Source organism: Mixta sp., assembly GCF_024610815.1.
Taxonomy (GTDB): Bacteria; Pseudomonadota; Gammaproteobacteria; order Enterobacterales; family Enterobacteriaceae; genus Mixta; species Mixta calida.
In genome coordinates this window covers 38,762-65,053 of sequence record NZ_JANION010000105.1, presented here as the reverse complement: position 1 = coordinate 65,053, position 26,292 = coordinate 38,762, and the positions used below count along the sequence as shown (strand labels likewise).

22 protein-coding genes are annotated in these 26,292 nt (G+C 57.6%); 13 read left to right on the top strand and 9 right to left on the bottom strand.

The features are described 5' to 3' along the window. Positions 1-8: 8 nt before the first annotated feature. Together argB and argC are read right to left on the bottom strand one after the other, a co-directional pair. Entirely contained in the window at positions 9-785 is a 777-nt protein-coding gene (gene argB / locus MYY08_RS07330) for an acetylglutamate kinase (protein ID WP_038630177.1), read from the bottom strand. Between the two features lie 13 nt (positions 786-798). Beyond that, positions 799-1,803 (bottom strand): N-acetyl-gamma-glutamyl-phosphate reductase, encoded by a 1,005-nt coding sequence (argC, locus tag MYY08_RS07325; protein ID WP_288013865.1) that lies wholly within the window; start codon positions 1,801-1,803, stop codon positions 799-801. A gap of 178 nt (positions 1,804-1,981) precedes the next feature. On the opposite strand from argC, the gene argE reads away from it, so the two are divergent. Together argE and ppc are read left to right on the top strand one after the other, a co-directional pair. Next, the gene (argE, locus tag MYY08_RS07320; RefSeq protein ID WP_190296279.1) at positions 1,982-3,130 is read left to right on the top strand and encodes an acetylornithine deacetylase; all 1,149 of its coding nucleotides are present in this window, start codon (positions 1,982-1,984) and stop codon (positions 3,128-3,130) included. Positions 3,131-3,373: 243 nt separating this feature from the next. After that, entirely contained in the window at positions 3,374-6,025 is a 2,652-nt protein-coding gene (gene ppc, locus MYY08_RS07315) for a phosphoenolpyruvate carboxylase (RefSeq protein ID WP_288013862.1), read from the top strand. A gap of 41 nt (positions 6,026-6,066) precedes the next feature. Here the strand turns inward: ppc and MYY08_RS07310 are convergent, their stop codons facing one another. From MYY08_RS07310 to metB, 4 genes are all read right to left on the bottom strand, one after another. After that, the gene (locus MYY08_RS07310; protein WP_133052037.1) at positions 6,067-6,603 is read right to left on the bottom strand and encodes a hypothetical protein; all 537 of its coding nucleotides are present in this window, start codon (positions 6,601-6,603) and stop codon (positions 6,067-6,069) included. Between the two features lie 129 nt (positions 6,604-6,732). Further along, the gene (gene metF, locus MYY08_RS07305; protein WP_038629038.1) at positions 6,733-7,635 is read right to left on the bottom strand and encodes a methylenetetrahydrofolate reductase; all 903 of its coding nucleotides are present in this window, start codon (positions 7,633-7,635) and stop codon (positions 6,733-6,735) included. 216 nt (positions 7,636-7,851) lie between these two features. After that, positions 7,852-10,287: a bifunctional aspartate kinase/homoserine dehydrogenase II gene (locus tag MYY08_RS07300; protein WP_038629039.1), complete on the bottom strand. Its 2,436-nt coding sequence runs from the start codon at positions 10,285-10,287 to the stop codon at positions 7,852-7,854. A 3-nt stretch (positions 10,288-10,290) separates the two neighbouring features. After that, positions 10,291-11,451 (bottom strand): cystathionine gamma-synthase, encoded by a 1,161-nt coding sequence (gene metB / locus MYY08_RS07295; RefSeq protein WP_038629041.1) that lies wholly within the window; start codon positions 11,449-11,451, stop codon positions 10,291-10,293. A gap of 275 nt (positions 11,452-11,726) precedes the next feature. Between metB and metJ the strand changes: the two genes are divergently transcribed. After that, positions 11,727-12,044, top strand: coding sequence for a met regulon transcriptional regulator MetJ (metJ, locus tag MYY08_RS07290; protein WP_038629044.1), 318 nt, complete (start codon positions 11,727-11,729; stop codon positions 12,042-12,044). A 90-nt stretch (positions 12,045-12,134) separates the two neighbouring features. On the opposite strand, the gene rpmE is transcribed toward metJ, so the two are convergent. Next, a complete protein-coding gene (rpmE, locus tag MYY08_RS07285; protein WP_038629045.1) occupies positions 12,135-12,347 on the bottom strand; it encodes a 50S ribosomal protein L31 in 213 nt (70 codons plus the stop codon). 216 nt (positions 12,348-12,563) lie between these two features. Between rpmE and priA the strand changes: the two genes are divergently transcribed. The 7 genes from priA to rraA all read left to right on the top strand — a co-directional run bounded on the left by priA (position 12,564) and on the right by rraA (position 20,744). Further along, a complete protein-coding gene (gene priA / locus MYY08_RS07280; protein ID WP_038629047.1) occupies positions 12,564-14,759 on the top strand; it encodes a primosomal protein N' in 2,196 nt (731 codons plus the stop codon). Positions 14,760-14,953: 194 nt separating this feature from the next. Further along, entirely contained in the window at positions 14,954-15,979 is a 1,026-nt protein-coding gene (gene cytR / locus MYY08_RS07275) for a DNA-binding transcriptional regulator CytR (protein WP_190296281.1), read from the top strand. Positions 15,980-16,156: 177 nt separating this feature from the next. Next, complete coding sequence (ftsN, locus tag MYY08_RS07270) at positions 16,157-17,113, top strand: cell division protein FtsN (protein ID WP_038629051.1); 957 nt, start codon at positions 16,157-16,159, stop codon at positions 17,111-17,113. Positions 17,114-17,203: 90 nt separating this feature from the next. Next, on the top strand, positions 17,204-17,734 hold the full coding sequence (gene hslV, locus MYY08_RS07265; RefSeq protein ID WP_038629052.1) for an ATP-dependent protease subunit HslV: 531 nt from the start codon (positions 17,204-17,206) through the stop codon (positions 17,732-17,734). A gap of 11 nt (positions 17,735-17,745) precedes the next feature. Then, on the top strand, positions 17,746-19,077 hold the full coding sequence (gene hslU, locus MYY08_RS07260; protein WP_038629053.1) for an ATP-dependent protease ATPase subunit HslU: 1,332 nt from the start codon (positions 17,746-17,748) through the stop codon (positions 19,075-19,077). A 154-nt stretch (positions 19,078-19,231) separates the two neighbouring features. Further along, a complete protein-coding gene (locus MYY08_RS07255; protein WP_052133972.1) occupies positions 19,232-20,152 on the top strand; it encodes a 1,4-dihydroxy-2-naphthoate polyprenyltransferase in 921 nt (306 codons plus the stop codon). A 106-nt stretch (positions 20,153-20,258) separates the two neighbouring features. Then, positions 20,259-20,744, top strand: coding sequence for a ribonuclease E activity regulator RraA (gene rraA, locus MYY08_RS07250; protein WP_038629056.1), 486 nt, complete (start codon positions 20,259-20,261; stop codon positions 20,742-20,744). Positions 20,745-20,849: 105 nt separating this feature from the next. Here rraA and zapB read toward each other — a convergent pair whose 3' ends face one another. After that, on the bottom strand, positions 20,850-21,089 hold the full coding sequence (gene zapB / locus MYY08_RS07245) for a cell division protein ZapB (protein WP_038629057.1): 240 nt from the start codon (positions 21,087-21,089) through the stop codon (positions 20,850-20,852). Between the two features lie 441 nt (positions 21,090-21,530). Between zapB and MYY08_RS07240 the strand changes: the two genes are divergently transcribed. The 3 genes from MYY08_RS07240 (at position 21,531) to glpX (ending at position 25,041) form a co-directional block, all read left to right on the top strand. Further along, positions 21,531-22,388 (top strand): MIP/aquaporin family protein, encoded by an 858-nt coding sequence (locus MYY08_RS07240; RefSeq protein WP_084969901.1) that lies wholly within the window; start codon positions 21,531-21,533, stop codon positions 22,386-22,388. 30 nt (positions 22,389-22,418) lie between these two features. After that, a complete protein-coding gene (gene glpK, locus MYY08_RS07235) occupies positions 22,419-23,933 on the top strand; it encodes a glycerol kinase GlpK (RefSeq protein ID WP_038630181.1) in 1,515 nt (504 codons plus the stop codon). A gap of 97 nt (positions 23,934-24,030) precedes the next feature. Further along, positions 24,031-25,041 (top strand): class II fructose-bisphosphatase, encoded by a 1,011-nt coding sequence (glpX, locus tag MYY08_RS07230; RefSeq protein WP_038629060.1) that lies wholly within the window; start codon positions 24,031-24,033, stop codon positions 25,039-25,041. Between the two features lie 3 nt (positions 25,042-25,044). On the opposite strand, the gene emrD is transcribed toward glpX, so the two are convergent. After that, complete coding sequence (gene emrD / locus MYY08_RS07225) at positions 25,045-26,223, bottom strand: multidrug efflux MFS transporter EmrD (RefSeq protein ID WP_288013861.1); 1,179 nt, start codon at positions 26,221-26,223, stop codon at positions 25,045-25,047. Positions 26,224-26,292 lie beyond the last annotated feature (69 nt).

Sequence of the window (26,292 nt, the reverse complement as noted above, 5' to 3'; positions counted from 1 at the left end):
TGGTGGTGTTATGCGTGGATCCGGGTGCCAATCGACACGCCATTAAACAGAGAAGGAAGCTGCTCGGCATGGCGCCAGCTGGCGATATCTACCGGGCGGCCCAGCGTGCGCGCCGCGTCCAGCGCCGCATGCACTTTAACGATCATGCCGTCGGTAATGATGCCCTGGGCGATCAGCTGCTCCGCTTTCGCCGCGGTCATTTCCTCAATCCGCTGGCCTTTGCCGTCAAGAATGCCGCTGACGTCGGAGAGTAAAACCAGATCCGCGCCCAGCGTCGCCGCCAATGCTGTCGCCGCCTGGTCTGCGTTGACGTTCATCAGATCGCCCTGTTCAGTAATGCCGATTGAACTGACGACCGGCATATAGCCCGCCTGCAGCAGCGTATTCAGCAGCGCTGGCGAACCTGGCAGCGCATTGCCGACATGGCCCAGCTCCTCGTCAAACTGCGCGACATTGACCATACCGCCGTCGCCCAGGCAGAGACCGACCGCCTGGATATGATGTTTCTTCGCCCAGGCCAGCAGCGTCTTGTTCGCCGTGCCCGCCAGCGCGCCGGTGATAATGTCGATCTGATCCGCAGGCGTCACGCGCAGGCCGTTCTTTTTCTTTACGGGCAGCGCCAGCTTTTTCATCAGCTCATCCACCAGGCAGCCGCCGCCGTGAACGATCACCAGCGGGCGCTGATGCGCTTCCCGGTAGGTCACCAGCGCATTAAACAGACGCGCCAGCGCTTCTTCGCTATCCAACAGCACGCCGCCCAGTTTGATAATCAATGGAGTGGTCATAATCTTCATCCGCTTAAATAAGTGACTGGGTTTCCGGGAAACCGAAACGAATATTGAGACACTGCACCGCCTGCGACGCTGCGCCTTTCAACAGGTTATCTTCCGCTGCGACCACGATCAGTTGTTCATCCTGCAGCGCGAAGCCGATATCGCAGAACGGCAGCCCTACCACCGATTTCAGCGCCGGCACGCCCTGTTCATAGACGCGCACCAGCGGCTTATCCTGATAGGCGTTGTGAAACGCCTCCGCGATATCTTCCCGGCTGACGCCCGGCTGTAAACGGCAGGTAATGGTGGCGAGGATGCCGCGCGGGAAATTGCCGAGATGCGGGGTAAAGACCACCGGCACGCCGAGATGCGTCTCGATTTCCGGCCGATGACGATGGGTAAACAGGCCGTACGGCTGCAGGCTGACTTCGCAAAAGCTATTGTTCATTGACGCCTTGCGCCCGGCGCCGCTCACGCCGCTGGTGGCGTTAATCACCGGCCACTGCGCCTCATTCAACAGTCCCGCTTCGATCAGCGGCTTCAGCGCCAGCTGCGCGGCGGTGGGATAGCAACCGGGCACGGCGATCAGCTGCGCCTCTTTGATAGCGTCGTGCTGCCATTCCGCCAGGCCGTAAACCGCCTTTTCCAGCCATTCCGCATGCTGATGGCTGAAACCGTAGCAGCGTGAATAAAATTCAGGGTCGTTAACACGGAACGCGCCTGAAAGATCGAACACCACGCAGCCCGCCGCCAGAAACTGCGGCGCCAGGTCATGGCTGACTTCATGCGCAGTGGCGAGAAACACCACGTCCACTTTATCGGCATAAACAGCGACGTCGCTTAACGGCTCCAGCGGCAGATCGACCATGCCCTTCAGCTGCGGATGCAGGTCGGAAAGACGTTTTCCGGCATCCGGGCTTTGCGCTGAAACCGCTAAAGCGGTTATGTTCATATGCGGATGGCGATTCAGAAAGGTCGCCAGTTCAACCCCAGCGTAGCCGCTGGCACCAACAATCAGCGTATTCAACATCAGGCCGTCTACCTTATTACAGTCGTTCAGATCCGGTGTGCAGCCCTGTCGCCGCGCGCCCATGAAGTCTAACGTTAAATAGCGGGTTAATTTATTTCCCATCCCGCGCACGTTATTGTATTTTTATTCACTATTAATGCATGAATATTGATACATCCTAACTCAAGGACCGTCAACAGTGAAGACAAAATTACCGCCTTTTATCGAACTCTATCGCCAGCTGATCGCCACGCCGTCCATCAGCGCCACCGACAGCGCGCTCGATCAGAGCAATGAGAATTTAATCACCCTGCTGGCCGGCTGGTTCCGCGATCTCGGCTTCCGCGTGGAAGTGCAGCCGGTGCCAGGCACACGTCATAAATTCAACATGCTGGCCAAAAGCGGCGAAGGCGCAGGCGGTCTGCTGCTGGCGGGACATACCGACACGGTTCCCTTTGATGATGGCCGCTGGACGCGCGATCCCTTTACGCTCGCCGAACATGACAACAAACTCTACGGCTTAGGCACGGCGGATATGAAAGGCTTTTTCGCCTTTATCCTTGATACGCTGCGCGACACCGATATTACGAAGCTGAAGAAGCCCCTCTATATTCTTGCCACGGCGGATGAAGAAACGACAATGGCAGGCGCCAAATATTTCGCTGAATCCGCCACGCTGCGACCGGATTGCGCGATTATCGGCGAGCCGACTTCGCTGAAGCCGGTGCGGGCGCATAAAGGACATTTGTCTAACACCATTCGCGTGCAGGGGCAGTCGGGGCACTCCAGCGATCCCGCGCGCGGCGTGAACGCGATCGAGCTGATGCACGAGGCGATCGGCCACCTGATGCAGCTGCGCAATACGCTGAAAGAGCGCTATCATCATGACGGCTTCGCCATTCCTTATCCCACGATGAACTTCGGCCATATCCACGGCGGCGATGCGGCGAACCGTATCTGCGCCTGCTGCGAACTGCATATGGATATTCGTCCGCTGCCGGGACTGACGCTGAGTGATTTAGACGCCTTACTGAATGAGGCGCTGGAGCCGGTCAGCGCGCGCTGGCCAGGCCGCCTGACCGTCGCGGAACTGCATCCGCCAATTCCGGGATACGAATGCCCGCACGATCATCAGCTGGTGCAGGTAGTGGAAAAACTGCTCGGCACGCCGACGGAGGTAGTGAACTACTGCACCGAAGCGCCGTTTATTCAGCAGCTCTGTCCAACGCTGGTATTGGGCCCAGGCTCGATTAACCAGGCGCATCAGCCGGATGAGTTTATCGATACGGCATTCATTAAGCCGACTCGCTTGCTGATTGGACAACTGGTTAACCATTTCTGTTACTGATGTGCAGCATTTAGGGCAATTCACTGCTAAAGCGTTAAATTGCCCCAGCAAAGTTCCAACTTTGCTGATAAGAATAACTTATCCCACTTCAGTCTTGTTAAATTTCTTAAATTACTGCGACTTAACGACATTACGCGCCACGTTCTGCGCAATTGACGAATGGGCAGTTACATGGCTAGATAAAAGGCGGCGTTACGCCCGCAAGGGTAAAAATTAAAAGACAAGAAGGGTGTCAGGGGTCATATGAACGAACAATATTCCGCAATGCGAAGTAATGTCAGTATGCTCGGCAAACTGCTCGGGGATACGATTAAGGATGCGCTGGGAGAAAACATCCTTGATCGGGTGGAAACCATCCGCAAACTCTCTAAGTCATCCCGCGCGGGAAACGATGCTCATCGCCAGGAGCTGCTTACCACGCTGCAAAATCTCTCTAATGATGAACTTCTGCCGGTCGCGCGCGCCTTTAGCCAGTTCCTCAATCTGACCAACGTCGCCGAACAGTACCAGACCATTTCGCCGCACGGCGAAGGCGCCAATCATCCTGAATTGATGAAAAAAGCGTTCGAGCGTCTTAAGCAGCAGCCCGATCTGAATGAATCCAATATCCGCGAAGCCATCGAATCCCTTTCGCTGGAACTGGTTCTGACCGCTCACCCCACCGAAATTACACGCCGCACCCTGATTCATAAACTGGTTGAGGTAAATACCTGCTTAAAGCAGCTCGACCATAACGATATTTCCGACTACGAGCGCAACCAAATCATGCGCCGTTTGCGTCAGCTGGTGGCTCAGGCCTGGCATACCGACGAAATCCGCAAGTATCGCCCCTCTCCCGTCGACGAAGCCAAATGGGGCTTTGCGGTGGTGGAAAACAGCCTGTGGGATGGCGTGCCTGGTTTTCTGCGCGAACTGAACGAGCAGGTTGAAGAAAGCTTCGGCTATACGCTGCCGGTCGATTTCGTGCCGGTGCAGTTCACCTCCTGGATGGGCGGCGACCGTGACGGCAACCCGAACGTCACCGCCAGCATTACCCGTCACGTTCTGCAGCTGAGCCGCTGGAAAGCGACCGACCTTTTCCTGCGCGATATCGGCGTGCTGATTTCCGAGCTGTCGATGTCGGAATGTACCGATGAACTGCGCGAGCTGTGCGGCGATCCGCAGGCGCAGGAGCCTTACCGTGAAATTCTGAAACGTCTGCGCACACAGCTGATGACCACGCAGTCTTATCTGGAGCGCCGGCTGAAAGGCGAACGTCTGCCGCGCCCGGAAGGGCTGCTGATCTCGAACGATCAGCTGTGGGAGCCGCTTTATACCTGTTATCAGTCGTTACAGGCGTGCGGCATGGGCATTATCGCCAACGGGCAACTGCTTGATACGCTGCGCCGGGTAAAATGTTTCGGCGTGCCGCTGGTGCGCATCGACCTGCGTCAGGAAAGCACCCGTCACACCGAAGCGATCGCCGAGATAACGCGCTATCTGGGGCTGGGCGATTATGAGAGCTGGTCCGAAGCGGACAAGCAGGCTTTCCTGATCCGCGAGCTGAACTCCAAACGGCCGCTGCTGCCGCGCCAGTGGGAACCCAGCGAGGAAACGCGCGAGGTGCTGGATACCTGTCGCGTCGCCGCTGAAGCGCCGCGCGGTTCTATCGCCGCCTATGTTATCTCAATGGCGAAAACGCCGTCTGACGTGCTGGCGGTTCACCTGCTGCTCAAAGAGGCGGGCATTCCGTTCGCGCTGCCGGTTGCGCCGCTGTTTGAAACCCTCGATGACCTGAATAACGCCAATGATGTGATGTCGCAGCTGCTCAACATCGACTGGTATCGCGGCTTTATCCAGGGCAAGCAGATGGTAATGATCGGCTATTCCGATTCGGCTAAAGACGCAGGCGTGATGGCGGCCTCCTGGGCGCAGTATCAGGCGCAGGACGCGTTAATCAAGACCTGCGAAAAGGCGGGCATTGCGCTGACCCTGTTCCACGGCCGCGGCGGCACTATCGGTCGCGGCGGCGCGCCTGCGCAGGCGGCGCTGCTTTCACAGCCGCCGGGCAGTCTGAAAGGCGGCCTGCGCGTTACCGAGCAGGGAGAGATGATCCGCTTTAAATATGGTCTGCCGGAGGTGGCAATCGCCAGCCTGTCGCTCTATACCAGCGCCATTCTGGAAGCCAACCTGCTGCCGCCGCCGGAGCCGAAAAGCGAATGGCGCAGCATTATGGATCAGCTTTCCGACGTCTCCTGCGGCATTTACCGCGGCTACGTGCGTGAAAATCCTGATTTCGTTCCCTACTTCCGCTCCGCCACGCCGGAACAGGAGCTGGGTAAGCTGCCGTTGGGCTCGCGGCCAGCCAAGCGCCGGCCAAGCGGCGGCGTCGAATCGCTGCGCGCCATTCCCTGGATCTTCGCCTGGACGCAAAACCGTCTGATGCTGCCCGCCTGGCTGGGCGCCGGTGCGGCGCTGCAGCAGGCGATGGACGAAGGCCATCGGGATCAGCTGGAGGCGATGTGTCGCGACTGGCCCTTCTTCTCTACCCGCCTCGGCATGCTGGAGATGGTCTTTTCCAAAGCAGATTTATGGCTGGCTGAATATTATGACCAGCGTCTGGTCGACGTTTCACTGTGGCCGCTGGGCAAGCAGCTGCGCGATCGTCTGGAAGCGGACATTAAAGCGGTGCTGACTATCGCCAATGATGCGCATCTGATGGCGGACGAGCCCTGGATTGCAGAATCTATCGCTCTGCGCAACGTCTATACCGACCCGCTTAACGTACTGCAGGCTGAGCTGCTACACCGCTCCCGCGCGCAGGAAGCACGTGGTGAAGAGGTGGATCCGCGCGTTGAACAGGCGCTGATGGTGACCATCGCCGGCGTCGCCGCCGGTATGCGCAACACCGGTTAATCATGGCCGAACGGTTCATGCCCTACGGGGCATGAACTTTTTTAACGCGCCGCCTCATTGATGGGCGACCAGCTAAACCAGTAATCCAGCACCCTGACGCCGTACTGATTTACTTCTTCGATCACCTCAATGCGATCCATCCCGCGTTGATGATGCGTATCCATCCACGCTTTGCTGCTGCAAAACTCAATCCAGCGTTGCAGATGTTGATCTTTTATTTTCAATCCCATTTCGCAGCGGGACGATTTGCCGCGCGACGGTCCCGGAAAAGAGACGGTAAAGTCGGTGCGGTATTGCAAACGCTGATGCGGAAGGTAACGCACCAGGGCGCTGGGGATCTGCAGAGAGAAGATGGCGATCATAAAAGCGCTGGTGCCAAAGAGTTTAAGCAGCTTTCGCCCGGTGAAACGCGAGCGGCGGAATAGCCAGCCTGCGCCCGCGATCGGCAGCGCGCCCGTCAGGCCGCAAATCGCGGCGACGCGAAAAGGCAGATCCGGATCGGCCAGGAAGACCTGACGGGAAAGATTGCTCCAGTAGGTCATGACAATAAAGGGCAGCAGGAGCAGAGCAACAGTCATCAGGCAGCCCTTAACGCCGCGCTGCCTCACGCCATCGATAAATCTTTGGAGAACCACGAGAAACCTTCCCTGTTATGGAAGGCGGAATAATAACCAATATGCCGCGCCTCGGGAAGCGCGGCGTTGATATCAGGCCACCAGCGCCGCAGCAGGGCGCACGCCCAGCGTATGGCAAATGGCATAGCTCATTTCGGCACGGTTCAGCGTATAGAAGTGAAAATCTTTTACGCCCTCGCGGCTGAGAATTTTCACCATATCCATCGCCACGTTGGCGCCTACCATTTTGCGCGTTTCCGGATCGTCATCCAGACCTTCGAACATGCTGTTCATCCAGCCGGGAACCCGCACATTGGTCATCGCCGCAAAGCGCTGCAGCTGTTTGAAGTTAGAGACCGGCAAAATGCCCGGCACAATCTCGACGTCGATGCCGGTCGCTACACAGCGATCGCGAAAGCGCAGGTAGCTCTCCACATCAAAAAAGAACTGGGTAATCGCCCGGTTGGCCCCGGCGTCAATTTTGCGCTTCAGGTTAATTAAGTCAGCCTGCGCGCTTTTCGCCTCAGGGTGCACTTCCGGGTAGGCGGCGACAGAAATATCAAATTCCCCGACCTCTTTCAGCAGCGCAACCAAATCGGCGGCGTACATATCCGGCTTGCCGCTGCCCGGCGGCAGATCGCCACGCAGCGCGACGATATGGCGGATGCCGTTGTTCCAGTAATCCTGCGCAATGATGCGCAGCTCGTCGCGGGAGGCGTCAACGCAGGTTAAATGCGGGGCCGCTTCCAGCCCGGTACGCTCTTTGATGCCTTTGATAATCGAGTGGGTGCGATCGCGCTCACCCGAGTTGGCGCCATAGGTGACGGAAACGAATTTCGGCTTCAGGCTGCTGAGGCGATCGATAGAATTCCAGAGCGTTTCTTCCATTTCACTGGTGCGCGGCGGAAAAAACTCAAAGGAAACGTTAATACGCCCGTTCAGTTCTGCCAGGCTTTGGTTCAGCGCTTCGCGCTGGTTGGCGTGAAAGAAACTCATATCCACTCTACCTTTTTAAATTTTTATTTTCGTCATCAATGAACATCTATACATTTAGACGTCCAGATGTTCAAAATGAACGATTCTGGTTAAAGCGTCAACAAAAAATTAAGTTCAGAAGGGTGATAAAAATTCATTCAAGGTGAAGACGCTTCATGTTGGTAACAAAAAGGGTGGCCTAAGCCACCCTGGAATTTTTGCATGTGTAAAGCGCGGTTACAGCAGCTGCGCCAGTCGGTTGATATCAGACTGGATAGCGCCTGCGGTAACGTCCCGTCCGGCGCCCGGCCCGCGGATCACCAGCGGATTATCGCGATACCACCGGCTTTCAATAGCGAATACGTTGTCGCAGGGCAACAGCGCCGCCAGCGGATGCTCAGGCCGCACCGCCTCAATGCCGACGCGCGCTTTGCCGTTGGCGTCGAAACGCGCCACATAGCGCAACAGCAGCCCCATTTCCTGCGCCGCCTCCAGACGCTGCAGCATCTGCTCGTTGAGCGCCTCGCTGTTTTCGAAAAAGTGATCGATGGAGCCGCTTTCGCAACCCGACGGCACCAGCGATTCGACGCGCACCTGATCCGGCTCGATGTCATATCCTGCTTCACGCGCCAGGATGACCAGTTTGCGCATCACATCCTGGCCGGAAAGATCGACGCGCGGGTCGGGCTCGGTCAACCCCTGCTGCCATGCCTGATCGACCAGCTCGCTAAACGGCACCGTGCCGTCAAACTGCAGGAACAGCCAGGAGAGCGTGCCAGAGAAAATGCCGCTGATGGAGAGAATGCTGTCGCCGCTCTCGCGCAGGTCGCGCACCGTATGGTTGACCGGCAGACCGGCGCCCACTGTAGCGTTATAGAGCCAGTGACGGTCGGTTTTGGCGAAGGCGTCGCGGATCTGCCGCCAGCGATAGCTGTCTGATGCGCCAGCCACCTTGTTGGCGCTAATCACGTGGAAACCGTGGCTGGCAAAATCGAGATACTGTCCGGCCAGCGCCTCGCTGGCGGTCACGTCCAGCACGACTAAATCATCGTAAGGATGCGCACGCATCCACAGGAAAAGCGACTCTTCATCCTGCGCCACCGCTTCATCCTCAAAGAACGCCAAAGCACGGCTGGCGTCGAGGCCGTCATAGCTCAGCAGGCTGCGACGGCTGTCCACCACGCCCGCCAGCACAAATTCGAAGCCGGTGCGGGCAGAAAGGCTTTTCTGCTCACGGGCGAACAGCTCCAGCCAGCGCGAGCCGATATTGCCTTTGCCGAACAGCATCAGGCCAATGCGTTTTTCCGCGCGGAACAGCGACTGATGCAACCCCTGCACCAGATGCTGCGTCGGACCGACGCGCAGTACGGCGACCAGGCTGATGCCCTCTTCCGACTGCCAGATAAACTCCACTGGTTGATCCTTGATCTGCTGCCAGAAGCGGTGACTGTGCAGCGGATTGCGGCTAACGCCGGCGCCGACCAGCGCCACCAGCGCCAGCCCCTCGCGCAGCTGTAAATGACCCGGCAGACCCGCGTCCTGTAGCAGCTCAAACGCGCTGTTGACCACTTCTGAGGTGTAGCAAAGCTGTAACAGGCTGCGATCGCTGTGTACGCCGGTCGCCAGCGGGCGGATCTGCGCGCGCTTTAGCAGATGATCGACCTCTTTATGCAACGTTGCAAAATCATGCTGCGGCGGCACTTCAATCTCAATCAGGCAGACATCGTCATGGCTGGTGACAATCCGGGCGCCGGTGCCAGAAGCCAGCACGCGCTCAATGCGCGTTGAACCCTGCTCCGGCTGGTAGCTACAACGCAGCTGTAAATCGATATCGCTGTTGGAAACCGGCTGCAGCGTGCGGGCATGCAGCACCGGCGCGGCCAGGCGCGCCAGCTCGCTCGCTTCATCCAGACGCAGCAGCGGTAACAGGCAGGCGTCTTTTACTTTGCGCGGGTCGGCGCTGTAAACGCCAGCGACGTCGCTCCAGATGGTGACGCGGCTGACGCCTGCCAGCGCGCCAATCTGCGTGGCGGAGTAGTCGGAACCATTGCGCCCCAGCAGGACGGTTTCGCCCGCCTCGTTGCGGCAGATAAAGCCGGTGACCACCAGACGTTGATGCGCATGCTGCGCCATCAGCTGCTGCAACAGTGGCCAGGATTTGCCTTCATCCACCTGCGGCTGCGCCGCCCGCTCGGCGCGCAGAAATTCGCGCGCGTCCAGCCAGCACGCTTCCAAATCACGCTGTTGCAGCACCGCCGCCATCAGGCGCGCGGACCAGACTTCGCCATGACCGACCACTTCGGCATAAACCGCGTCGGTTATTTTGCCGTCCAGCAGCCCGGCCAGGTACTCCAGATCCTGAATAAACCGCGCCAGCAGAGGCTGCGCTAGATCCGGCGGCAGCAGACCGTTAATCAGATCGGACTGATAGCGGCGCAAGCTCTGCTGCACCTGATGTGCCGACAGCCGATCGCTCTGACTGAGCTTCAGCCAGCTAATCAGTTGATTGGTGGTGCTGCCAGCGGCGGAAACCACCATCAAATCGCCTGGCTGGCTGTAATCGGCCATAATGCCCGCGACGCGCTGATAACAACTGACATCGGCAAGGCTGCTGCCGCCAAATTTATGCAGCTGTCTGCTGGTTTGCGCGCCCGCTGCGGCTGAAATACTCATCTCTTAACCCTCGGCTGCCACCCGGAATGCATTATCCAGATCGGCGATTAAATCTTCATGATCCTCGATCCCTACCGACACGCGCAGCAATGTATCGGAGATGCCCGCTTCTGCGCGCGCTTCCGCCGACATCCCGGCATGAGTCATGGTGGCGGTATGGGAAATCAGGCTTTCTACTCCACCCAGCGATTCCGCCAGGGTAAACAGCTCCAGCGCCTTCAGAAAACGACGCAGGCACGCCTCGTCGCCATCAATTTCAAAACTTAACATGGCGCCGAAGCCGCGCTGTTGACGCACAGCATACTGGTGTCCGGCGTTTTCCGGCAAAGAAGGATGATACAGCTTTTTTACCAGCGGCTGTTGCTTCAGATACTCGACAAGCGCCAGCGCGTTACGCTGCGCCGCCGCCATACGCGGACCAAGCGTGCGCATGCCGCGCAGCAGCAGATAGCTGTCGAACGCCGAGCCGGTTACGCCGATATTGTTGGCCCACCAGGCCAGCTCGGTCGCCGTCGCCGCTTCTTTAGCGATAACCGCGCCGGCCACTACGTCGGAATGGCCGTTCAGGTATTTAGTGCAGGAGTGCACGACCAGATCGGCGCCCAGTGCCAGTGGATTTTGCAGCGCTGGACTCAGGAAAGTATTGTCCACCACGCTGACTGCGCCGACGGCGCGCGCCGCTTCACAGATGGCGGCGATGTCTACCACACGCAGCAGCGGATTGCTGGGGCTTTCCACCAGCACCAGCTTCGGCTTTTCCGCCAGCGCCGCTTGCAACGCCTGGGCGTCGCCCTGATCGACGAATTTCACACGGTAGATGCCGCGTTTGCTCTGGCTGTCAAACAGACGATAGCTGCCGCCATAGCAGTCGTGCGGCGCCACCAGCAGATCGCCAGGCTTCAGGAACAGTGTACAAACCAGATGGATTGCGGACATGCCGGTATTGGTCATCACCGCCCCAGCGCCGCCTTCCAGTTCCGCCAGCGCCCGCTGTACGACATCGCGCGTCGGATTACCGCGACGTGAGTAGTCATGGGCGCGCGGCTGGTTAAAGTCGGTGAAGTTATAGGTGCTGGAGAGGTGGATCGGCGGGACAACGCAGCCATATTGCTCGTCATCATTCAAACCGCTGCGTACTGCGATGGTTGCCTGTTTACGCGTCATGGTGCTTACTGTTCCTGAAAGGCTTGAAAGAAGGCTAACAGGATAGCATTACGTATCTGGACGTCAATACATCTGGACATCTAAATGTCTTTGCGTATAGATTGAGCAAAAGCGCAATAACCGCTAAAATTGCAGGCGATTGCTCCCGCAGTCAGGCGTCTGACCTAAACGGCAAAGTTACGTAGTAAATGCTGACTTTGATTAGTGAGACGCGGAAAGATCGGGCATAATTGGCTGATTTCCGGCACTTTCACTTTTATTAATTAAGGTAACTCATGGCTGAATGGAATGGCGAATATATCAGCCCTTATGCTGAGCATGGTAAGAAGAGCGAGCAGGTCAAAAAAATTACCGTGTCTATTCCGCTGAAAGTATTAAAAATTCTGACAGATGAGCGTACGCGTCGTCAGGTAAATAACTTGCGTCACGCCACCAACAGCGAACTGCTGTGCGAAGCGTTTCTGCACGCCTTTACCGGCCAGCCGCTGCCGGACGATGTTGATCTGCGTAAAGAGCGCAGCGATGAGATCCCGGAAGAGGCGAAGAAGATTATGCGTGAGCTGGGTAAAGACCCGGATACATGGGAATATTAATCCGTCTGTTTTGCCCATAAAAAAACCCAGCCGAAGCTGGGTTTTTCTTGCATCCGCTCCGTCGAAAAACGGTCGCGTCTGCCGGGAAACTTATTTGCTGCCCGGGATGCTGAAGCGTTTGTTGAAGCGCTCAACACGACCACCGGTATCAACAACACGCTGTTTGCCGGTGTAGAACGGGTGGCATTTACCGCACACGTCCAGGTTCAGATCGTGACCCACGGTAGAGCGGGTTTTGATCACATTACCGCAAGAACAAGTTGCAGTAATTTCAACATATTTAGGATGAATACCTTGTTTCATGGGATAACCTCAGTAAAGGCCGTGTCGCTCTCCCGCGCCAGGTAAAACCTGCGCCGGCACCACACGCGGATTAAAAATTCTGGTGATTTTTGATGCGCTGTTTTGCACCAAAGGCGGCGAACTATACAGAAAATAACCGGCTGATGCAATCGAATCCGCACAATGATGGCGACACAGTGTACACTACGCCGTCCAACTCTTTTTACGGATAACGTCATGCCCGTTGCTCAGGTCGCGCTGCCCGTTCCGCTCGCACGCCGGTTCGATTATCTGCTCCCCGCCCATTTGCGCCCCGTTGTCGGCGGGCGCGTGCGCGTGCCTTTCGGCAACCGCAAGGCGATCGGCGTCGTTGTGGGATTCAGCGAGCAAAGCGATCTGCCGGAAGCCCAGCTGAAAAACGTGCTGGAAGTCATCGACGACGAATCCCTGTTTCCCCCGTCTCTCTGGCGCATCCTGCACTGGGCCGCTGATTACTATCACTATCCGCTGGGCGAAGTGCTTTTTCACGCCCTGCCGGTGCTGCTGCGTCAGGGAAAGCCGGCGCAGGAAGCGCCGCTCTGGCAATGGTTTATTACCGAACTGGGGCGCGAAACCGCGCCGGAAAGCCTGAAGCGCGCGCCGAAACAGCAGCAGGCGCTGGCGATTCTGCGCCAGCAGCCGCTTTATCGACACGAGATCGCGCAGCATGATCTGGCCGATCAGGCGCTGCAGGCATTACGGGCGAAAGGGCTTTGCGATCTGCGCGAGCATCTGCCCGCACGTGAAGACTGGCGCGCCAGCTTTAGCATCAACGGCGAGCGGCTGCGGCTGAATACCGAACAGGCGATGGCGGTCGGCGCTATCCGCAGCGAGGATGAGGAGTTCGCGCCCTGGCTGCTGGCGGGCATTACCGGTTCCGGCAAAACGGAAGTTTATCTCAGCGTACTGGAAAATGTGCTGAGCCGCGGCCGACAGGCGCTGGTGCTGGTGCCGGAAATCGGGCTGACGCCGCAAACTATCGCGCGTTTCCGCGCGCGCTTCAATGCGCCCATCGACGTGCTGCATTCCGGCCTCAACGACAGCGAACGCATGGCCGTCTGGCTGCGCGCGCGTCAGGGAGAAAACGCCATCGTCATCGGCACCCGATCCGCGCTGTTTACGCCCTTTGCCCGTCCAGGCGTCATTATTATCGATGAAGAACACGACAGCTCTTATAAACAGCAGGAAGGCTGGCGCTACCATGCGCGCGATCTCGCCGTATTCCGCGCGCGCGAAGAAAATATTCCCATCGTGATGGGTTCAGCCACGCCTGCGCTGGAAACGCTGCATAACGTACAGAGCGGCAAGTATCGTCAGCTCAACCTGAGCAAACGCGCCGGCAACGCTCGCCAGGCGACGCAGCAGCTGATCGATCTCAAAGGCGTTCAGCTGCAGGGCGGTCTTTCTCCGGCGCTGATCCAGCGCATGCGTCAGCATCTGCAGGCGGATAACCAGGTGCTGCTGTTTCTTAACCGCCGCGGCTTTTCGCCCGCGCTGCTGTGCCACGACTGTGGCTGGATAGCCGAATGCCAGCGCTGCGATCACTACTACACGCTGCATCAGCAACAGCGCCAGCTACGCTGCCACCACTGCGACAGCCAGCGGCCGGTGCCGCGCCAGTGCCCGCAGTGCGGCTCCACGCATCTGGTGCCGGTGGGATTAGGCACCGAGCAGCTGGAGCATAATCTGCAAACGCTGTTTCCCGGCGTGCCGCTGTCGCGCATCGACCGCGACACCACCAGCCGCAAAGGCGCGCTGGAGCAGCATCTGGCCGACGTGTTTCGCGGCGGCGCGCGTATTCTGATCGGCACGCAAATGCTGGCGAAGGGCCATCATTTTCCTGATGTGACGCTGGTGTCGCTGCTGGATGTGGACGGCGCGCTGTTCTCCGCTGACTTTCGCGCCGCCGAACGTTTTGCCCAGCTCTATATTCAGGTGGCTGGCCGCGCCGGCCGCGCCGGTAAGCAAGGCGAAGTGCTGTTGCAAACTCATCACCCGGAACACCCCCTGTTGCAAATATTGCTGCATCAGGGATATGACGCCTTCGCTGCTCAGACGCTAAGTGAACGCAGAAGCGTTCAGCTGCCGCCTTTTACTAGTCACGCCCTGTTTCGCGCGGAAGATCATGATAACCAGCAGGCCGCCGCGTTCCTGCATCAGCTGCGCAATTTGCTGGAGGCGAGCCCGCTGCGCGACGAGGCGCTGTGGATCATGGGCCCGGTGCCGGCGTTGCAGGCAAAACGCGGCGGGCGCTATCGCTGGCAATTGCTGCTTCAGCACCCTGCCCGTCTGCGGCTGCAACAGCTGCTGAAAACGACGATGCCGTTGATCTCTACGCTGCCGCTATCGCGGAAGGTGAAATGGACGCTCGACGTCGATCCGACGGAAAGCTAAAGACGGCTAACGCAAAGGTTTGCGAGCTGGATCTAAAAACATCGAATAAGTCACACTTTTCATGCAAATTGAGTAACGGCGCCTTCTGCAATCTGATAAAAATGTGATGAACGTCAGCTTTGACCGCAACAGGCGCAGCATGACGAAACATGGCAAATAGTCGGGCCGGTACAACCCGTGCGAGGAGGAAAGCGTTGGAGCAGAACCAGGAGTCGACGGCAGCTACGATGAAACATGTGGCTGAACGTGCGGGAGTCTCAACCGCCACCGTATCCCGCGCGCTGATGAATCCAGAAAAGGTCTCAGCGGCGACCCGCCAGAAAGTAGAACAGGCGGTTATTGACGTCGGCTATTCTCCGCATGCCCTGGCGCGCAATGCTAAGCGCAGCGAATCACGCACCATTCTGGTAATTGTCCCCGATATCTGCGATCCCTTTTTCAGTGAAATTATCCGCGGCGTGGAAGTGACCGCGGCGGCGGAAGGCTATCTGGTACTGATTGGCGACTGCGCTCATCAGAATCAGCAGGAAAAAACCTTTCTCAGTCTGATGCTGACGCGCCAGATCGACGGCATGGTGCTGCTTGGTTCGCAGGTGCCCTTCGATACCGGCGTTGAAGAACAACGCAACCTGCCGCCGATGGTGATGGCGAACGAATTTGCGCCGGATTTGGAACTGCCGACGGTCCATATCGATAACCTGACGGCGGCTTTCGAAGCGGTGAATCACCTCTGGCAACTTGGGCATCGCCGCATCGCCTGCATTGCCGGGCCAGAAGAGATGCCGCTCAGTCACTACCGTTTGCAGGGCTACATTCAGGCGCTGCGTCGCCACGGACAGGAAGTAGAGCCGCGCTATATCGTCCGCGGCGATTTTACCTTTGAAGCGGGCGCCGCGGCCTTCAAGCGTCTGATGGCATTGCCGAAGCCGCCTGAGGCGCTGTTTTGCCATAACGACATTATGGCGCTGGGCGCGATGTCGCAGGCGAAAAGCATGGGGCTGCGTATTCCTCGGGATCTCTCGCTGGTGGGTTTTGATGATATTGAACTCGCCCGCTACAGCGATCCGCCGCTGACTACGGTGGCGCAGCCACGCTTTGCGCTGGGGCGGGAAGCGATGCTGCTGCTGCTGGAGCAGCTGCAGGGGAAAATCGTCCGCAACGGCTCGCGTCTGCTGGAGTTTGAATTAAAACTGCGCGGAAGCACAATACACGCCAGCTAAGCCGGAAAATGCCGTGTATCAGGCAATTTCAGCAGATTCTTAAACGACTCCCTGCTGGTCAAACTTCCAGCCCTTGAGTAACATGGCGGGCTGACAGCCGGATAGCTGCGCCGCCGCCCTCACTCAGCGCCCTCTTATCCGGCAGGCATTTTCTTCTTTGAATTAGCGGAACGATTAGTGGCACAAAAAGATTATGTAGGCCGCGGGCGTTCGACAGGGACGCGTCGCAAGAAAAGCAATAGCCGCAGCAAAAAGCGCAATGGCAGCTCCGGTGTTTCTAAAATTATGATAGGGCTGGCGGTTGCGGTGCTGGTGACTTTTGTTGGCGGGCTGTGGTTTATCGCTCACCATAAAAAAGAAGAAACGCCTGTTATCCCCGATCATAAAGTCAGCGGCAACGGTTTGCCGCCTAAACCGGAAGAGCGCTGGAAATATATCAAAGAGCTGGAAAACCGGCAGATCGGCGTACCGGTGCCGAAAGAACCGTCCGCCGGCGGGGAAGTCCATTCTCAGACGCAGCTTACCGATGAACAGCGCCAGCTGCTTGAGCAGATGCAGGCCGATATGCGTCAGGCGCCAACGCAGCTGAACGAAGTGCCGTGGAACGAACAGACGCCGGTGCAGCGTCAGCAGACGCTACAGCGTCAACAGCAGCAACAGATGCAACAACAGCGCGCCCAGCAACAGCTGGAGTTGCAGCAGCAACAGCAAATGCAGCAGCAGCGCGTCCTACAGCAACAACAGCGCGCACAACAGCAGCAGTTACAACAGCAGCGCGCTCAGCAGCAATATAATCCGCCTGCGCAAACGCAGCATATGCTGCCGCAAAACGCGCCGAAAACGCAGGATAACAACCGGGTTAAACAGCAGGAGACGGCGAAAGCCAAAGCGGTGGAAAAAGAGAAGTCTCAGCGCTGGATGGTGCAATGCGGCTCCTTTAAAGGCAGCGATCAGGCGGAATCGGTGCGTGCGCAGCTGGCGTTTGAAGGCTTTGAAAGCCGCATCACCAGCGGTGGCGGCTGGAACCGCGTGGTTATCGGTCCGTACAACAGCCGCGCCAGCGCCGACAGCACATTAAAACGCCTGCGCAGCGCCGGTCACTCCAGCTGCATTCCTCTCGCCCTTGGGGGTTGAAACCCTCTAAACCTGCCCCATATCTTGTTGCATTAGGCTCCGCGTCACGCTGCGCGGAGCTCTTTTTCCACTGTAACAAGGGGTCTGCCCGTGACAACGATAGTAAGTGTACGACGCAACGGCCAGGTAGTGATTGGCGGTGATGGCCAGGCTACGCTCGGTAATACCGTAATGAAAGGCAACGTCAAAAAAGTGCGTCGTCTCTACCATGATAAAGTGATTGCAGGTTTTGCCGGCGGCACCGCAGATGCTTTTACCCTGTTCGAACTGTTTGAACGTAAGCTGGAAATGCATCAGGGCCACCTGGTCAAAGCCGCGGTGGAACTGGCTAAAGACTGGCGCACCGACCGTATGCTGCGCAAGCTTGAAGCGCTGCTGGCGGTGGCGGATGAAAACGCGTCCCTGATTATCACCGGCAACGGCGATGTCATTCAGCCTGAAAACGATCTGATCGCTATCGGTTCCGGCGGTCCGTATGCCCAGGCCGCCGCCCGCGCGCTGCTGGAAAACACCGAGCTGAGCGCGCGCGACATTACTGAAAAAGCGTTGGGTATCGCAGGTGACATCTGCATCTACACCAACCACAATCTGACTATTGAAGAATTAGCGTCCAAAGCGTAAGGATCGAAATTATGTCTGAAATGACTCCGCGCGAGATTGTCAGCGAACTGAACAGGTTTATCATCGGCCAGGATGGCGCCAAGCGAGCTGTGGCGATCGCCCTGCGCAACCGCTGGCGTCGTATGCAGCTGGAAGAAGATCTGCGCCATGAAGTTACGCCTAAAAACATTCTGATGATCGGCCCAACCGGCGTGGGTAAAACTGAAATCGCCCGTCGTCTGGCCAAGCTGGCAAACGCGCCTTTTATTAAGGTTGAAGCGACCAAGTTCACCGAAGTCGGCTACGTCGGTAAAGAAGTGGATTCCATTATCCGCGATCTGACCGATGCGGCGATGAAAATGGTGCGCATGCAGGCGATTGAAAAAAATCGCTACCGCGCCGAAGAGATGGCGGAAGAACGTATTCTTGACGTGCTGATCCCGCCAGCGAAAAACAACTGGGGCCAGCCGGAGCAAAGCGCCGAGCCGTCCGCAGCCCGCCAGTCGTTCCGTAAAAAGCTGCGCGAAGGCCAGCTGGACGACAAAGAGATTGAAATCAATCTGGCCGCCGCGCCGATGGGCGTTGAAATTATGGCGCCTCCGGGCATGGAAGAGATGACCAGCCAGCTGCAGTCGATGTTCCAGAACCTGGGCGGTCAGAAGCAGAAGCCGCGCAAGCTGAAGATCAAAGATGCGATGAAGCTGCTGATCGAAGAAGAAGCGGCCAAGCTGGTTAACCCGGAAGAACTAAAGCAGGAAGCAATCGACGCCGTCGAACAGCACGGCATCGTATTTATCGATGAGATCGATAAAATCTGTAAGCGCGGCGAGACCTCCGGCCCGGACGTTTCGCGTGAAGGCGTACAGCGCGATCTGCTGCCGCTGGTGGAGGGCTGCACCGTCTCCACCAAGCACGGCATGGTGAAAACAGACCATATTCTGTTTATCGCCTCCGGCGCTTTCCAGGTCGCCAGCCCGTCAGACCTCATCCCGGAACTGCAGGGTCGTCTGCCGATCCGCGTTGAGCTGCAGGCGCTGACCGTCAATGATTTCGAGCGCATCCTGACCGAGCCAAACGCTTCTGTGACCGTACAGTACAAGGCGCTGATGGCGACCGAAGGCGTTAATATCAGCTTTACTGACGATGGCATCCGCCGTATCGCCGAAGCCGCCTGGCAGGTTAACGAAACCACGGAAAATATCGGCGCGCGTCGTCTGCACACCGTACTGGAACGTCTGATGGAGGATATCTCCTATGACGCCAGCGACCGCAGCGGCGACAGCATTACCATTGACGCCAATTATGTGTCTCAACATCTGGATGAGCTGGTGGCGGACGAAGATCTCAGCCGCTTCATTCTGTAACCGGCGGCTTTATCTTTCTAAGGAGGCTTCGGCCTCCTTTTTTATGACCGCTTTTTAACCCTCCTGCAATTTGACGAAGATTAAGGCGTCTGACAGGGTGCCGCCGTAGACTTCATCTACCCCTTTTTAATTAGAGTCGGCTGCGGTTACGCTTATGGAATATATTCAACGAATAACCACCTTTCATTTCCGGGGCTGGCTGGAAAGCCTGCGTTTGCGCACGCTGCCGCTGGCGTTCGCGTCTATTCTGACCGGCTCGGCGCTGGCGTGGTGGCAGGGTCAGTTCAGCCTGACCGTCGCCCTGCTCTGTTTCCTGACCAGCGGTCTGTTACAGGTGCTCTCTAATCTGGCCAATGACTACGGCGACGCGGTGAAAGGCAGCGACGGCAGCAACCGCCTCGGCCCGCTGCGCGGCATTCAAAAGGGCGCCATCACGCTGTTGCAGCTGCGCGCGGGCATTATCGCGGTGACCGGACTGGCGCTGATTTGCGGCGGCGTGCTGATCCGCTACGCGTGCCATACCATCGGCGACGTAGTGAGTTTTCTGCTGCTGGGCGCGCTGGCCGTCATTGCGGCGATTGCCTACACCGTCGGCAAAAAGCCTTACGGCTATCTTGGGCTGGGCGATCTCTCGGTGCTGATCTTCTTCGGCTGGCTGGGCGTCAGCGGCAGCTTCTATCTGCAAAGCCACAGCGTTCAGCCGTTAGTGCTGCTGCCCGCCACCGCCTGCGGCCTGTTGGCGGCGGCGGTGTTGAATATCAATAATTTGCGCGACATAGAAACGGATCGGCAGTGCGGCAAAATGACGCTGGCAGTGCGGCTGGGCGCAGACAATGCGCGACGCTACCATCTGCTGCTGCTGAGCGGCGCGCTGCTCTGTTTCGCCGCGTTTGCGTGGACCGGTCAGCACGGCTGGGGACGCTGGCTATTTTTGCTGACCGCTCCGCTGTTCTGGCGCCAGGGCCGCTATATTTTTCGTGAAAAGTCCCCCGGCGCCATGCGGCCGATGCTGGAGAAGACGGTAAAGGCGGCGCTGTTAGCTAACGTGCTGTTTTCTCTTGGCGTACTGCTTTGATCGTCTTATAGCTGATATAACGCAATTTTTGCGGGTTGATGATTTTGCCAACAACTTGAATAAAGCGATATACTTACCGCTCCTGTGGCAAACAGACGAAAATCCTATGAAATACGACACTTCCGAACTCTGCGACATCTACCACGAAGATGTAAACGTGGTTGAACCGCTCTTCTCCAATTTTGGGGGTCGCACCTCGTTTGGCGGCCAAATCACGACGGTAAAATGTTTCGAGGACAACGGCCTGTTATACGATCTGCTGGAAGAAAATGGCCGGGGTCGTGTGCTGCTGGTAGATGGCGGCGGTTCGGTGCGGCGCGCGCTGGTAGATGCGGCGCTGGCTCAGCTGGCGGTGCAGAACGAATGGGAAGGTATCGTCGTATACGGCTCCGTGCGTCAGGTCGATGACCTGGAAGAGCTGGATATCGGCATTCAGGCGATTGCGGCGATCCCCGCAGGCGCGGCGGGCGAAGGCATTGGCGAAAGCGACGTGCGCGTCAACTTCGGCGGCGTCACCTTTTTCTCTGGCGACCATTTATACGCCGATAACACTGGAATTATTCTGTCAGAAGATCCGCTGGATATTGAATAGCGCTGAATGTGATGCTCTTGCGCTGAGGCGCGAAGAATCACGTCAGCAAAAACGGGTGCCTGGGCACCCGTTTTTTATGGTTGATGAAAGCAGCATCCCAACGGATTACACTTCTTCCATCTTACCTAACAAAGCCCGCAGGCGATCCTGCCACTGCGTTTGCTCTTCTTTCAGCTGCTGGTTTTCACGAACCAGCGCTTCGCTGTTTCCCGAGGCCTGCTGTACCTCATGCTTCAGAGTATTGTTCTGCTCTTTCAGCTCTTCGATTTCCATCTGCAGCAAGGTGATGGTATCAATCGCCTGCTGTACTTTCGCTTCCAGTTTCTCGAATACTTCAAATGACATTCTATGACTTCTCCTAATCGCAAGGCGTTGATGATGCCAGCCGCAGACGACGAGACATCACAAAACTCCGTTAAAAACCGTAACACACCGATTGTAAGTAGCCGCACAGCCCAAGTCCAGCGGCGAACAGCGGTGAAGCGCAGTCTGTAACAATTTTCAGCTTATGCCGAAAGCGCTCAGGGCGCCGAATGGCCGATAATCGCGCTTTTGTTAATAAAATGAGCGTAACGCGATGCTTCCGTCGCCAAAAATGATGTTTAAGGAACAGTAAAAGACGCGAAAACGCGCATTTTTTTGATGGAGCACACAGATTTCAATTTCGCTATTTCTCGTTTATGCGCGTTAACGATAAATTTACAACAGCCCCACATTTGTTCGGGCGGTTCAATGGAATGAAAACAACGATTGATAAAATTTAACCTCGCCTTCAGGAATTTCATTATGAGTCAGACAGCAACTAGCACACTTAAAGGTCAGTGCATTGCCGAATTTCTCGGAACCGGCATGATCATCTTCTTCGGCGCTGGCTGTGTTGCCGCAATGAAGTTGGCTGGCGCCGCGTTCGGTCAGTGGGAAATCTGCATTATCTGGGGCCTGGCTGTTTCCATGGCTGCCTATATGACAGCGGGCGTTTCAGGCGCGCACCTGAACCCAGCCGTTACCGTCGCGCTTTGTCTTTTCGCCAACTTTGAAGGGCGTAAAGTCGTGCCTTACATTGTGGCGCAGGTAGCTGGCGCATTTAGCGCCGCAGCGCTGGTTTACGGGCTCTACTACAACCTGTTTATCGACTATGAAGCCAGCCATCAGCTGGTGCGCGGCAGCGTGGAAAGCCTTGATCTGGCCGGTATCTTCTCGACCTATCCTAACCCGCATATCAGCGTAGGTCAGGCGTTTTTAGTCGAGATGGTGATTACCGCCGTTCTGATGTCGGTGATTATGGCATTGACCGATGACGGCAACGGCGTGCCGCGCGGCCCGCTGGCCCCGCTGCTTATCGGTCTGCTGGTTGCCGTTATCGGCGGCGCGATGGGACCGCTAACCGGCTTCGCCCTGAACCCGGCGCGCGACTTCGGCCCGAAAATTTTTGCCTGGATGGCAGGCTGGGGCAGCGTCGCCTTTACCGGCGCGCGTGATATCCCTTATTTCCTCGTGCCGATTTTTGGCCCGCTGGTCGGGGCCTGTCTTGGCGCATGGGGATATCGCTCACTGATTTGCCGTCACCTGCCCTGTAACCTTAACGTGACGCAAAAAACCGAAGCCGATAAGCCCGTCGCGCGAGCTGAACAGCGTAAAGCGTAACCGTGTTCAATCTTTGCACATCAGGAAATGATTATGTCTACAGATAAAAAATATATTGTCGCGCTCGATCAGGGTACAACCAGCTCCCGCGCCGTTGTTCTCGATCATGACGCCAACATTATCGCGGTTTCCCAGCGCGAATTTACCCAGATCTACCCGAAAGCGGGCTGGGTTGAACACGATCCCATGGACATCTGGGCTTCGCAAAGCTCCACGCTGGTAGAAGTGCTGGCACATGCGGATATTCGCTCCGATCAGATCGCCGCAATCGGCATTACCAACCAGCGCGAAACGGCGATTGTCTGGGATAAAGAGTCCGGCAAGCCGATCTATAACGCTATCGTCTGGCAAGATCCGCGCACGGCGGACTACTGTGCGAAACTGAAGAAAGAGGGCCTGGAAGAGTATATCCAGCACACCACCGGCCTGGTAATTAACCCCTACTTCTCTGGCACCAAAGTAAAATGGATTCTGGATCATGTCGAAGGTGCGCGCGAGCGGGCGAAACGCGGCGAACTGCTGTTCGGCACCGTCGATACCTGGCTTATCTGGAAAATGACGCAGGGTCGGGTGCATATCACCGACCACACCAATGCGTCACGCACCATGATGTATAACATCCATAAGCTGGAGTGGGATCAGCGCATGCTGGATATCCTCGATATTCCGCGTGAAATGCTGCCGGAAGTGAAATCTTCCTCCGAAGTCTACGGCCAGACCAACATCGGCGGTAAAGGCGGCACCCGTATTCCTATCGCCGGCATCGCGGGCGACCAGCAGGCGGCGCTGTACGGCCAGCTGTGCGTGCAGCCGGGAATGGCGAAAAACACTTACGGCACCGGCTGCTTTATGCTGATGAACACCGGCACCGAAGCAGTAACCTCCACGCACGGCTTGCTGACCACTATCGCCTGCGGTCCGCGCGGTGAAGTGAACTATGCGCTGGAAGGTGCGGTGTTTATCGGCGGCGCCTCTATTCAGTGGCTGCGCGACGAGATGAAGCTGATCAGCGATTCCGCCGATTCAGAATACTTCGCGATGAAAGTGAAGGACTCCAACGGCGTCTATATGGTTCCAGCCTTTACCGGCCTTGGCGCGCCCTACTGGGACCCGTATGCCCGCGGCGCGCTGTTTGGCCTGACGCGCGGCGCCAATGCCAATCACATTATTCGCGCTACGCTGGAATCGATCGCTTATCAGACGCGCGATGTGCTGGAAGCGATGCAGAACGATGCCAATACTCGCCTGCAATCGCTGCGCGTTGACGGCGGCGCCGTAGCTAACAACTTCCTGATGCAGTTCCAGTCCGATATTCTTGGCACGCGTGTTGAGCGGCCGGAAGTACGTGAGGTAACCGCGCTGGGCGCCGCTTACCTGGCGGGTCTGGCGGTCGGTTTCTGGGAAGATCTGGATGAGGTGCGCGCAAAAGCGGTGATTGAACGTGAATTCCGCCCCAGTATCGAGACCACGGAGCGTAATTATCGCTACGCTGGCTGGAAAAAAGCCGTGGCCCGCGCTCAGGCATGGGAAGAACACGAGGAATAACGCTTCAGGCCCGCGTCGCCATCCGGCGCGGGCTTTTCTCCCGCCCTCCCCCGCTGTGATACACTTTCGCCTCATTTGTTTTCTTCAGAGGCTGGTCATGAAACGAGAACTCGCCATTGAATTTTCCCGCGTTACCGAAGCGGCCGCGCTGGCTGGCTATAAATGGCTGGGCCGCGGCGATAAAAACCAGGCGGACGGCGCGGCGGTCAACGCCATGCGCATTATGTTGAATAAAGTCGATATCGACGGCCGCATTGTTATCGGCGAAGGCGAAATCGATGAGGCACCGATGCTCTATATCGGCGAGAAGGTCGGCACCGGCAACGGCGATGCGGTGGATATCGCGGTTGACCCTATCGAAGGCACGCGAATGACCGCCATGGGACAGGCCAATGCGCTGGCGGTGCTGGCGGTCGGCGACCGGGGCACCTTTCTGCACGCGCCAGATATGTATATGGAGAAGCTGATCGTCGGCCCAGCGGCAAAAGGCCATATCGATCTGAACCTGCCTCTGGAAACCAACCTGAAAAACATCGCCGCCGCGCTGGGCAAATCCCTTAATGAACTGACGGTAACGATTCTGGCCAAGCCGCGTCACGATGCGGTTATCAAACAGATGCAGCAGCTGGGCGTGCGTATTTTCGCTATTCCCGATGGCGACGTCGCCGCCTCTATCCTGACCTGTATGCCCGACAGCGAAGTAGACGTGCTGTACGGCATCGGCGGCGCGCCGGAAGGCGTGGTGTCAGCGGCAGTTATTCGTGCGCTGGATGGCGATATGCAGGGCCGTCTGCTGCCGCGTCATGAAGTTAAAGGCGAAAGCGAGGAAAACCGCCGACTGGGCGAAGATGAGCTGGCGCGTTGCCGGGAGATGGGCATTAACGCCGGCGAACGGCTGACGCTGGAGATGATGGCGCGCAACGATAATGTGATTTTCGCCGCCACCGGCATCACCAGCGGCGACCTGCTGAAAGGGATCACGCGTCAGGGCAATATCGCCACCAGCGAAACCCTGCTGATCCGCGGCAAATCGCGCACTATACGCCGTATCCAGTCGATTCATTATCTCGACCGCAAGGATACGGCGCTGCATCAGTGGATTCTGTGATGGTTAAACCGCCTGCGGCTGCGGGCCTTTAGAAAGCGGCCACCAGCAGAACAGCATCAACAGGGCGGTGGCGCACATCAGCATGCCGAGACTGAACTGGCTGTTCTGCGGCAACTGCGCCGAAAGCCAGGCCACCAGCCCTGAACCGAGATTTTGCAGGCCGCCGATCAGCGCGCCGGCGGTGCCCGCCAGCCAGGCGTAAGGCTCCATCGCGCCGGAGGTGGCCAGCGGAAACATCATACCCGCCCCGAAGAAGAACAGAGACGCGGGCACCAGAAGCGTCCAGATATTCATAATGCCGAACCATGACGGCAGCCACATCAGCGCCGCCGCCAGCAGGCAGCTGTTCACCGCATACCACATCAACGTATGAAAGCTTTTATCATCCCGGCCCGCAAACCAGGCGCCGAAGAAAGCTGCCGGGATCGGCAGGATAAACAGAATGCTGATCGTCATCGCATCGAGACCCAGCACGCCGCCCATTAACACGCCGCAGCTTGATTCATACACCGCGATGCCCGCCAGCGCGCCAATCAGCATCAGCAAATAGCGCACAAAGATGCGATCGCTCAGCAGCGGTCGATAGCGGGAAAACAGCGGGCGCGTTTCGCTAACCGGCGGACGCGTTTCCGGCAACCAGCGCGCCATCGCGCCGGTAACTATCAGACAGAGCAGCAGCAGAAAAGCGAAGCAGGCATGCCAGCCAAACAGGCGCGTCAGCATCGCGCCGATCAGCGGCGCCACCAGCGGGCTGAACAGGATGCCCATATTCAGCAGGCTATTCGCCTGACGCAGCGCGCTACCGGAATAGAGATCGCGCGGCATGGTACGGGCCATCACGCCCGCTACGCCGGTGCCGAGCCCCTGTACCGCGCTCGCCGCCACCAGCCAGTCGATCGACGGCGCAAACAGCGCGCCAAGCGCGCCCACCATAAAGACAATCATGCCCGCGAGGATCACCGGCTTGCGGCCGATGCTGTCTGACAGCGGGCCGTAAAACAGCTGCGAGCCGCCGTAGGTCATCAGATAAGCCGCCATCACGCACTGCATCACGCCGTCGCGCACGTTAAACGCTTCAGCAATGGTGGCCATCGCCGGGACATAGATGGTTTGCGCCATTTGCCCAACCGCCACCAGAACGATAAGCATCAGCAACAGATGTCCGTTTTCTAATTTTTTCATAGCCACTTAGATGAAAATTACAGAATGAAAGCCTGCCGTTTAGCGTTTGAACAGCAAATCAGCAGGCGA